General features: G+C 70.1%; 6 protein-coding genes. 2 read left to right on the top strand and 4 right to left on the bottom strand.

Annotated elements, in window-relative coordinates; translation table 11 throughout:
* Window positions 1-1,976 (bottom strand): aminopeptidase N (gene pepN / locus QZX79_RS17155; protein ID WP_294570212.1); only part of this gene is annotated, 1,976 nt, incomplete at its 3' end.
* 61 nt (window positions 1,977-2,037) lie between these two features.
* Between pepN and QZX79_RS17150 the strand changes: the two genes are divergently transcribed.
* Window positions 2,038-3,135 carry an alanine racemase gene (locus QZX79_RS17150; protein WP_294570205.1) on the top strand — a complete coding sequence of 366 codons (1,098 nt, stop codon included), beginning with the start codon at window positions 2,038-2,040 and terminating at the stop codon, window positions 3,133-3,135.
* A gap of 18 nt (window positions 3,136-3,153) precedes the next feature.
* On the opposite strand, the gene glgC is transcribed toward QZX79_RS17150, so the two are convergent.
* The gene (gene glgC / locus QZX79_RS17145; RefSeq protein WP_294570203.1) at window positions 3,154-4,398 is read right to left on the bottom strand and encodes a glucose-1-phosphate adenylyltransferase; all 1,245 of its coding nucleotides are present in this window, start codon (window positions 4,396-4,398) and stop codon (window positions 3,154-3,156) included.
* Window positions 4,399-4,483: 85 nt separating this feature from the next.
* Between glgC and glgA the strand changes: the two genes are divergently transcribed.
* Window positions 4,484-5,677, top strand: a complete 1,194-nt coding sequence (gene glgA / locus QZX79_RS17140) for a glycogen synthase (RefSeq protein ID WP_294570201.1) — start codon at window positions 4,484-4,486, stop codon at window positions 5,675-5,677.
* 115 nt (window positions 5,678-5,792) lie between these two features.
* On the opposite strand, the gene QZX79_RS17135 is transcribed toward glgA, so the two are convergent.
* Together QZX79_RS17135 and QZX79_RS17130 are read right to left on the bottom strand one after the other, a co-directional pair.
* A complete protein-coding gene (locus tag QZX79_RS17135; protein WP_294570198.1) occupies window positions 5,793-7,940 on the bottom strand; it encodes an acyl-CoA dehydrogenase in 2,148 nt (715 codons plus the stop codon).
* On the bottom strand, window positions 7,937-8,698 hold the full coding sequence (locus QZX79_RS17130) for a TetR/AcrR family transcriptional regulator (RefSeq protein ID WP_294570195.1): 762 nt from the start codon (window positions 8,696-8,698) through the stop codon (window positions 7,937-7,939). Before QZX79_RS17130 ends, QZX79_RS17135 begins: the two co-directional genes overlap by 4 nt.
* Window positions 8,699-8,731: the final 33 nt, after the last annotated feature.

Here is an 8,731-nt window from a genome sequence, read left to right as displayed (position 1 = left end):
GGGGGCAGGTCCGAGCCCTCCGCGGCGTCCCGCAGGCCCTGCTCCAGGAAGCGGGCGTAGCGTTCGCGCAGCTCCGCACGTCCGGCGGGCGCGGTGTAGCGTTCGACGGCGGTGCCGGCGTTCTGCAGCAGCACCTGCAGCACCCCGACGCCGGGTTCGGCCGGCGCGGCCAGTTCGACGGCGCCGAGGTAGTCGGCGGCGGCCAGGTCGGCATCCCGGGTGCTCGACCACAGGGCGGAGAGGCAGATGGCGCGGGCCAGCGGATCGGCGATCCGGTCCACCGACCGCAGCAGCGTCACCCGGGAGCGCGGGTCGAAGCGCAGCTTGGCGTAGGTGAGGTCCTCGTCATTGACCAGCAGCAGGTCCGGCTGGGTCCGGCCGACCAGCCCGTCCAGCGGGGCAGATGCGCCGGTGACCGCGACGGCGTGCGACTCGGTGCGGACCAGGGAGCCGTCGGCGTCGTAGCTGTAGAAGCCGACCTTGAGCGAGTGGGGGCGGGGCTCGGGAACCCCGGTGATGGGGTCGAGCGCGTCCTGCCGGATCGCGGCGGCGGTGTACACACCGTCCTCGACGGAGACCTCCGCGGTGAGCGCGGGCACCCCTGAGGTCTGCAGCCACTGGCGGGCCCAGGCCGTCATGTCCTGCCCTGAGGCCTCGCTGAGGGCGGCGAGCAGGTCCGCAAGGGTGGTGTTGCCGAAGGCGTGTGCCCGGAAGTACTTCCGGGCCGCCTCGGTGAAGGCGTCGAAGCCGACGTAGGCGACGAGCTGCTTGAGCACGGAGGCGCCCTTGGCGTAGGTGATGCCATCGAAGTTCTGCTTCGCCGCCTCGAGGTTGGGGATGTCCGCCACGATCGGGTGGGTCGTCGGCAGCTGGTCCTGCACGTACGCCCAGGCCTTGCGCTTGTTCGCGAAGCTCACCCACGACGTCTTCCACTCGGTGGCTTCCGCCACGCCGAGGGCGCCCATGTAGTCCGCGAAGGACTCCTTGAGCCACAGGTCGTCCCACCAGGTCATGGTGACGAGGTCCCCGAACCACATGTGCGCCATCTCATGCAGGATGGTGTTCGCCCGCGCCTCATACTGGGCGGCCGTTGCCGCGGAGCGGAACACGTAGTTCTCCGTGAACGTCACCAGGCCCGGGTTCTCCATCGCGCCGAGGTTGTACTCGGGGACGAAGGCCTGGTCGTACTTGCCGAACGGATAGGGGTAGTCGAAGAGGCGGTGGAAGAAGTCCAGCCCGCGGCGGGTGGTGTCGAAGATCGCCTCGGCGTCAAAGGCGGACGCCAGCGACCGGCGGCAGTAGAGCCCGAGCGCGATCTCGGGCGAACCGGTGCCGTCCCCGCCGGCCCAGGACCCGGCGACGTGATGGTAGGGGCCGGCGAGCACCGAAGTGATGTAGGTCGAAATGCGCTCCGTGGGCGCGAACTCCCAGCGCAGCGCCCCGGCGGAGACCGGGGAGGGGGCGCCCAGCGCCGGGGCGTTGGAGGCGACCGTCCAGGCCTCCGCGGCGGTGACGGTGAAGGTGAAGGCGGCCTTCAGGTCGGGCTGTTCGAAGTTGGCGAAGACCCGGCGGGCGTCGGCGGGCTCGTACTGGGTGTAGAGGTAGGTGAGGCCGTCCGCCGGGTCGACGAACCGGTGCATCCCCTCGCCGCTGCGGCTGTAGAGCGCGGTGCCGCGCACGGTCACCGTGTTCGTCTCGAGCAGGTCCGGAAGGTGGATGCGCGAACCATCGACGGCCGCGCCCAGGTCGAGGGCCTTCCCGTTGAGGAGCACCTCGTCGACGCCGCCGTTGATGAAGTCGAGGAAGGTGGAGGCGCCCGGGGTGGTGCAGCGGAACACCACTGTGGATTCGCTGGGAAACCCCTCCGCCGACGGGTCCTCGGCGCCGCTGACGTCGAGCCTCACATCGTAGCGTTCGACCCCGATCAGCAGGGAGCGGGCGGCGGCCTCGTCACGGAGCAGGTTCTCGTTGCGCATCCGGTTATTCAATCACGCGCCGCGCGCCGGCCGGCACGGCAGGTCGTGGTGGAATCGAAGCATGGACACAACAATTCCCGGGAACGAGCCCACTCCGAGCGTGCAGATCGACGCCGACCGGTTGGAGGCGAACATCACGGCCATGGCGTCGTCCACGCGGGCCCGCGGCGTGGCGCTGCGCCCTCACGCCAAGACCCACAAGATCCCGGAGATCGCCGCGCTCCAGCTGGCGGCGGGCGCCGTCGGGCTGACCGTGGCCACGGTCGGCGAGGCGGAGGTTTTCGCCGGGGCCGGGGTGGAGGATATTTTCATCGCCTACCCGCTGTGGGTTGACTCGGCGAAGGGGGACCGGCTGCGCCGGCTCGCGGCGGTGGCGCGAATCACCGTGGGCGTGGATTCCGCCGAGAGCGCCACCGCCCTGGCCCGCAGCCTCGGTGCGGCGGCCGGGGAGGTCGCGGTCCGGGTTGAGCTCGACAGCGGCCACCACCGCAGCGGCGTGGCGTCGGGGGATGCCGCGGGAGTGGCCGTGGCCGCGGCGAAGGCCGGTCTCCGGGTCACCGGAGCCTTCACCTTCCCGGGCCACAGCTACGCCCCGGGGATGCCCTCCACGGCGGCGCGGGACGAGGACAAGGCGTTGTCCCAGGCGGCCGCCGGGCTCCGCGCCGAGGGCTTCGCCGCCGCGGAGCTGAGCGGCGGGTCGACCCCCTCGGCCCTGATGGGAGGCACCGCGACCGAACTGCGTCCGGGGGTCTACGTGTTCGGCGATGCCCAGCAGTGGGAGCTCGGCACCATCGGTCCCGACAATATCGCCCTCACCGTGGCCGCCACCGTGGTCAGCCATCACAGGAGCACAGCAGGGGAGCCGGGGCACTTCCTGCTCGATGCCGGCAGCAAGATCCTCGGCAGCGACCGGGCGGCGTGGGCGACCGGCTATGGCAGGCTGCTTGAACATCCGGAGGCGCGGATCGTCGCCCTCTCGGAGCACCACGCCACGGTGCAGTGGCCGGCCGGGGAGCCCCTGCCGGCCCGCGGCACCCGGCTGCGGGTTGTCCCCAACCACGTCTGCCTGCCCGTGAACCTGGTGGACGAGGTGCAGGTGGTCCGGGACGGCGCGGTCATCGACCGCTGGGCGGTCGCCGCCCGGGGCCGGAACAGCTGACCGGCCCCGGGGAACTGCCTAGCCTGCGGGGACGATCTGGCCCTTGCTCAGGATGGTCAACCCGGAGTCGGTCACGGCGAACCCGCGGCTGAGGTCGAGCTCGCGGTCCACGCCGATGCGCGCCCCGGCCGGGATCTTCGCGTTCTTATCGATGATCGCGCGGCGGACGATGGCGCCGGGGCCGATGCTCACCTTGTCCATCAGCACCGAATCGCTCACCTCCGCGCTCTCATCGACGAAGACGTCAGTGGCGAGCACCGAGCCCTGCACCGTTCCGCCCGAAATGACGACGCCGGCCGAGACGATGGAGTCGTGGGCCTCGCCGGAGCGGCCCGTGGCGCTGCGCACGAATTTCGCGGGCGGCGAGACGCTCTGGCGGGTGTAGATCGGCCACTGCAGGTTGTACAGGTTGAACAGGGGCAGCGGGGAGATGAGGTCCATATTGGCCTCGTAGTAGGAGTCCATGGTCCCCACGTCGCGCCAGTACTGGCGGTCCCGTTCGGTGGAGCCGGGAATGTTGTTCGTGGTGAAGTCGTAGACGGCTGCGTCGTTGCGGTCGACGAAGTGGGGGATGATGTCCCCGCCCATGTCGTGCTTGGTGTCGAGGCGGGCCGCGTCCTCCTCGAGGGCCTTGACCAGCGCGTCGGCGGTGAAGACGTAGTTGCCCATCGAGGCGAGGAAGCTGTTGGGGTCATCGGGCAGCCCGGGGGTGGTCTTCGGCTTCTCGACGAAGGCGGCGATGCGGGTCGGGTCGTTGGAGTCCACCTCGATGACGCCGAACTGGTCGACGAGGTTCATGGGCTGGCGCACGGCGGCGACGCTGACTGAGGCTCCGGATTCGACGTGCGCGTTGACCATCTGCTCGAAGTCCATGCGGTACACGTGGTCGGCGCCGATGACCACGACAATGTCGGGCTGGGCGTCGTGGATGAGGTTGAGGGACTGGTAGATCGCGTTGGCGCTGCCCAGGAACCAGCTCTTGCCGCGGCGCTGCTGCGCAGGCACCGACGCGATGTACTGCTGGAGCTGCGTTGACATCCGCCAGGTCTCGGAGACGTGCCGATCGAGGCTGTGGGATTTGTACTGCGTGAGCACCACGATCTGCAGGTAGCCGGAGTTCACCAGGTTCGAGAGGGCGAAGTCGATCAACCGGTAGCTTCCGGCGAACGGCACGGCCGGCTTGGCCCGGTCCGCGGTGAGGGGCATCAGGCGTTTGCCCTCGCCACCTGCCAGTACAACCGCCAGAACTTTCTTAAGTGCCACGGGTAACCCCCTTTGAGTATTCCAACGTGTCGGTCCAATTCTGTTCACACTAGAGGACTGCGGCCTCCTGCACTACGTTGGGGGAGTGCGAGTAGATATTGTCTCCAAGGAATTCCCCCCAGAAATCTATGGCGGGGCAGGTGTCCATGTTGCGGAGCTGAGCCGCGTGCTGGCCGGTCAGGTGGATCTGAACGTCCACTGTTTCGGCGCGGAGCGCCCCTCCGACTACCACGGGGCGCGCGTGCGCACCTACGGCGTGCCCCCGGGACTGGCCGGAGCGAACGCCGCCGTGCAGACCCTCGGGACGGACCTGGAGATGCTCGGGAACATCAATGGTGCCGACCTCGTCCACTCGCACACCTGGTACGCGAACATGGCCGGGCACCTCGCCTCCCTGCTCCACGGCATCCCGCACGTGCTCAGCGCCCACAGCCTTGAGCCGCTGCGGCCCTGGAAGGCCGAGCAGCTCGGAGGAGGCTACGCGCTGTCCTCCTGGGCGGAAAAGACCTCGTATGAGGCCGCCGCCGCAGTGATCGCCGTGTCGGCGGGGATGCGCGAGGACATCCTGCGCAGCTACCCCGCCGTCGACCCGTCGAAGGTGCACGTGGTGCACAACGGCATCGACGTCTCCGAGTGGGTGCGCGACGAGGACGACGACGCCGTGCGGGCCCTCGGCATCGACCCGGACCGTCCCAGCGTGGTCTTCGTGGGGCGCAACACCCGCCAGAAGGGCGTGCCCTACCTGCTCCGGGCTGCCGCGCAACTGCCTGCGGACGTGCAGCTGGTCCTGGTCCTCGGTGCGGCCGATACCCCCGAGCTCGCCGCGGAGACCGAAAAGCTGATCAACGAGCTCCGGGACCGGCGCGGCTCGGTGGTGCTCATCGAGCGGATGCTGCCGCGCCGGGAGCTGGTGCAGGTGCTCAGCCATGCCACGGTGTTCGCGTGCCCGTCCATCTACGAGCCGCTGGGCATCGTGAACCTCGAGGCGATGGCCTGCGGTGCGGCCGTGGTGGCCAGTGCCACCGGCGGGATCCCCGAAGTCGTCGAGGACGGCGTCACCGGGACCCTCGTGCCGCTCGAACAGGTCTCCGACGGCACCGGAACGCCCCTTGACCCAGAGCGCTTCGTGTCGGACTTCGCCGCCGCGCTCACCGCGCTGGTCGCCGACCCGGTGACCGCCCGCCAGATGGGCGAGGCCGGCCGGACCCGCGCCGAGCAGCACTTCGCGTGGGATTCCATTGCCGAGGCGACCCTCGAGGTGTACCGCAGCGTGCTGTGACGGTGTAAGCCCCTGTCCGCCGGGCGGACAGGGGCTTTCAGCTCCCGGCGGCGAACTTTCGATCCGCGGACCGCGGTCCGGCACGCGGATCACCGCGGGATTGGCGACCGGCCGGTCAGGCCGAGGACTTCTCGGGCACCTGCCGTGCCTTGCGCGGTGAGCTCTTGCCCCGCGTCTTGGCCTGTTCCGACTGCCGGGCCAGCAGGGTCTTCTCCTCGATCGGGGAGCCGCTGCTTGCCCGTACCGCCCGGGCGTGCGCGGCGGCCTCGTCCTGGCGCCGCTTCTCGGCGCCGGTGGCGATCGCGGCGCGGAGGTGCTCGGGCCCGTAACCGAAGGCCTCGACCAGGTCGAGGGCGTGCGGGCGGAGCTTGGCGAGCAGCCGGTTGATGTAGGGCGTGAGGGTCCGGGCCCGCTGCGAGGAGAGCCGCCCGTTCATCAGGTACCAGGCGAGGTTCCGCTCCAGCAGGCACAGCCCGAACAGGTCGCGCAGCCAGGTCAGGACCTGCCGGGTCCCGGGCTCCTCGACCCGGTGCAGCGCCGCCGTGAACGCCTCCCACTGCAGCAGCTCGGCGTGTGCCCGGGCCGTTTCGATCAGCTCGTGCTGGTGTTCGTTGAACAGGGCGGCAGCCTTGGCCTGCGGCATCGTCCCGGCCCCCCGCAGGGCGCCGGCGAGTTCTGCAACCATGGTGCCCACCCGGTCCGAGAGCAGCCCGTGCTGGGTTGCCTCGTCCCGCAGGGCGATCGCCGACTTCTTTTCGGACCCGGTGTCCACGACGGTCTGCACCACACGGCGGAGCCCGGAGCGGTGCACCGTCCGCCCCGCGGCCTGGGAGACCGCGTAGCGGGCGAGGACGCCGAAGTCCATGCCCTTGAACTCGCGGGCATAGTCCGTCAGCAGGCGCTTGGCGACGAGCTGGAGCAGGACGTTGTTGTCACCTTCGAAGGTGGCGTAGACGTCCATGTCCGCCCGGAGCGAGGTGAAGCGGTTCTCCGTGAGGAACCCTGCGCCGCCGCAGGCCTCCCGGCACTCCTGCAGCGTATCCAGGGCCAGCCAGGTGGACAGCGGCTTGTAGGCCGCGGCGAGGGTCTCGAGGTCCTGGCGGTCGGCGTCGGTGTCGGAGGTGCCGGAGAACACGCCGTCGAACTTCTCAAGCAGTTCCTCATGGGCGAACGACGCCGCATAGGTGGCGGCCAGGCGCGGCAGGAGGCGCCGCTGGTGGCGCTGGTAGTCGAGGATGACCTCTTCGGAGAGGTCCGAGGACGCGTTGAACTGGCGCCGCTCCGAGGCGTAGGTGATGGCGGTCTTCAGCGCGAGCTTGCTCACCGCGACGGCCGCGCCATCGAGGGACACGCGGCCCTGCACGAGTGTACCCAGCATGGTGAAGAAGCGGCGGCCCGGCGAGGCGATGGGGGAGCTGTAGGTGCCGTCGGGGGCGACGCTGCCGTACCGGTTCAGCAGGTGCGTCCGGGGCACTTGGACGTTCTCGAAGTGCAGCCGGCCGTTGTCGATGCCGTTCAGGCCGCCCTTGAGGCCGTCGTCCTCGCCGCCGATCCCGGGCAGGAAGGCGCCGTCGGCGTCGCGCAGTTCGACGTAGAAGGCATGCACGCCGTGGTTGACGCCCCGGGTGATGAGCTGGGCGAAGACGACGGCGGCGCGGCCGTCGACGGCGGCATTGCCGATGTAGTCCTTCCACGCCGCCCGGAAGGGGGTGTTCAGGGTGAAGGATTCATCCTCGGGGGAGTAGACGGCGGTCGTGGCGATGCTTGCCACATCCGAGCCGTGCCCGGTCTCCGTCATGGCGAAGCAGCCCGGGATGTCCATGTTCATGATGCCGGGCAGCCACGCCTGATGGTGCTCCTCGGTGCCCAGGTGGAGCACCGCCGCACCGAACAGGCCCCACTGGACGCCGGCCTTGATCTGCAGGGAGGGATCGGCGACCACGAGTTCCTCGAACCCTGCGACGTTGCCGCCGTGGTCGTCGTGCCCGCCGAGCGAGGTCGGGAAGGCCCGGTGCACCGCCTGGTTCTTCACCAGGTAGTGGAGCTGGTCGAAGCAGCGGCTGCGGTGCTCGGCCGAGGTGAGTCCTTCGATCTTGTGCACTTCGGGGCGCCCTGCGAGCTCTCGGGCGGTCCGGCGCACCGACGCCCATTTCCCGAGGAGCAGCTCCCCGAGGACGGCGGGGTCGAGGACGGCCGCGTCGTTGTCGGTGATGGTGCCCGCTGCGGGAACCTCGCGCCGGGGGGCGGCTGCTGTCTGCGTCATGAGTTGTCCTTTGCAGGGGAGGTGGTGGAGTCCGGTGCCGGGAGGGTCGGTTGCCCGGTGGGCACCTGGTGGCTGATGCCTTCGAAGAGCCAGTCGGTCAGCTGGTCGGCGAGCTGCTCCACGCCGGGCTTGCCCGGGCCGGCGGGCGTCGCCAGCCACAGCTCACCGGCGGAGCGGACCATGCCGATGGCGGCCCGCGGCCAGTACACGAGCCGAGGGTCGGCGGGGCCGCTCAGGTGGGGCGAGGACCGCAGGTAGGCCCGCATGGGGCGGGCGAGCATCTCGGTGACGGCCTCAAGGAAGTGGGTCAGGGGGTCGGCGGGCCGGGCCTCATCGGCCGGGCCCGCGGCCAGGTCGGCCTGGCCGACCCGCGTGACGAACGCGTACACGTTCGGTGAGGTCTGTGCCATTTGCAGGTAGACGGAGATCATGCCGCGCAGGCCTTCACGCGGTGTCTGGGCCTGCCGTGCCGCCGCGAGGATCTTCTGCTGCATCTGGCCCGTGACGACCTCGGCCATGGCCTGCTGCAGGCCGGTCTTGTCACCGAAGTAGCGGTAGTACACGGATTTGGAGGTGTCGGCCGCCGCCGCGATGTCTTCCATGGAGGCGCCGTGGCCGAGGGTGTCGACGGCGCGGCGCGCGGTGCTGATCAGCGCGCGCCGGCGCTCGGCGCGGTGTTCCTCCCACCGGCTGGACCGCCCGTCGGGCGCCGGGCCTGTTCCGGCGGGCACGGCGGAAACCGCTGGCGAAGTGTTCATGATACTCAGCGTATCAGGTACGCTGGGTATCGG

Source organism: uncultured Arthrobacter sp., from assembly GCF_902805515.1.
In the GTDB taxonomy this organism is placed as follows: domain Bacteria; phylum Actinomycetota; class Actinomycetes; order Actinomycetales; family Micrococcaceae; genus Arthrobacter_D.
This window is presented reverse-complemented; position numbering and strand designations above follow the sequence as displayed.